The organism is Bradyrhizobium retamae, from assembly GCF_001440415.1.
GTDB lineage: Bacteria > Pseudomonadota > Alphaproteobacteria > Rhizobiales > Xanthobacteraceae > Bradyrhizobium > Bradyrhizobium retamae.
In genome coordinates this window covers 1-1622 of record NZ_LLYA01000106.1, presented here as the reverse complement: position 1 = coordinate 1622, position 1622 = coordinate 1, and the positions used below count along the sequence as shown (strand labels likewise).

Below are 1622 nucleotides of genomic sequence, written 5' to 3'. Positions count from 1 at the left end.
AAAAAGCGCTCGCCATCGCAAAAGCGGGATGCAAATGAATGAGTCAGAACACTAGAGCGTCAGCGCAGAGTTGGTCCTAAAACTCTGACGATATACGGATCGAGCGTTCGACGATGTTGCTCGCGAACTCGATGCTTCCTTCATCAATGAAGCGGATCAGGCCTTGCCAGCGCGACAGGTCGTAGCGGATGGCCTCGACGAGCTTGCTCGTCTGGCTGATCAGACCGAGCTTGGCGCGCAGCCAGAGTTCGATATTATCCACGACTGCCCGGCTTCGAGCTTGGCAAATGGCGCGCCGCTCTTCGGACGTGCGACGGCGGATGTCCGCTTTCGATCGCATAGCTGGCGTTGGTGCACGGGCCCCAGGAAGAAGGCGGCGCGAGCGACCCAGTCGGCCAGCGTCGAGCGATCGAGATTGAGAGCCCTGCCGCCTCTAGATCTGCGCCTGCCGATACAGTGGCAGGTGATCGGCGTATTTCGACACAAGCACTTGAGCCAACGTTGCCACGGTGGGCAGCCCCTCGATCACCGGCGCAGGCGTCTGCACCACGTTCTCGCACGTCCGGCAGGCGTATTTGGGCCGGCGAACCACCAGCATCCTGAAGTGCGCCGGTACGATGTCGAGCCGCTCACTGGCATCCTCACCGATCCGATGCAGCGCGTCGCCGCAACAGGAGCACGCATGGTCATCAATATCGACCACCATCTCCCCCGCGGCAGATGCAAGGCAGCGATCCACGGTTCATGCGCCGCTTGCTCGATCGGCCGGCCCGCTCGACCGTTGACTGCCTCGACCTCGGCCTTGGCGCCCGCGTGGCATCTGATTTTCGGGGAACGTTTCGGCGCGGCGTCAAAAACTTTGCAGTTCCTGCGCGTACCGAGCGATCGCGACCGGGCGTTCCGATTGATCACGACCGGCTGTACCGATTGATTGCGACCAGGCGTGCGCATTCCAGGGATGGTGATCAGGTGTTCCAGGCGATGGTGATCACCGATTCCGGTGATCGTGATCAGGTGCGGAGGCGAACACGGCTGACGGGTTTAAGTTTGCTGGGAATAGCCTCCTCGTCAAGGTTGGCGGGTTGGTTTGGAGATCGTTCTGGCGGTCCATGGGAGGGCCCCGTGCGCGGCGCGGAGTGCCCCCACGAGCGACGTAGCGACGCGCGCGGGAGGGGCCTGTGGGCCGGCGGAACGATCGGGCGCGAGGTGCTCACGGTTTTTTCTTTTCGCCGGCCTGACGGCGCAGACTGTCGCCTTTGAGCTCGATGCGGTGGGCATTGTGAATGATGCGGTCCAATATCGCATCGCCAAAGGTAGGGTGGAGCGATATCGATCTCCCCGCTATTAACAGCCGCTTCGACCGTTCCTACTCAACATAACTGACGACGGTAGCGTGGTTCTCCCAATCATCCAAAGGGGGCAACCATGCTCGAACACTTATTTCGGAAGGTTCACGCGTGCTACACGGAATCGCCCAATGGCGCTTTGTTGGAAGATTTCGCCGCTTGGCTCATCTCGGCTGGATACGCCCGACCCACAGCCTGCCGCCACGTACGAGGGCTAAAGGCCCGGACGGTCACTTCAAATTCCCCCACCTGTGGTCGCGCAAACTCCCCCACTTG

The 1622-nt window shown here is 61.2% G+C and carries 2 pseudogenes; both read right to left on the bottom strand.

The annotated features are described in order from the left end of the window. Positions 1-97: 97 nt before the first annotated feature. Positions 98-847: pseudogene (locus CQ13_RS45580) on the bottom strand (IS66 family transposase); the annotation flags it as partial. A gap of 363 nt (positions 848-1210) precedes the next feature. After that, positions 1211-1318, bottom strand: a pseudogene (locus CQ13_RS42885) (ATP-binding protein); the annotation flags it as partial. Positions 1319-1622: the final 304 nt, after the last annotated feature.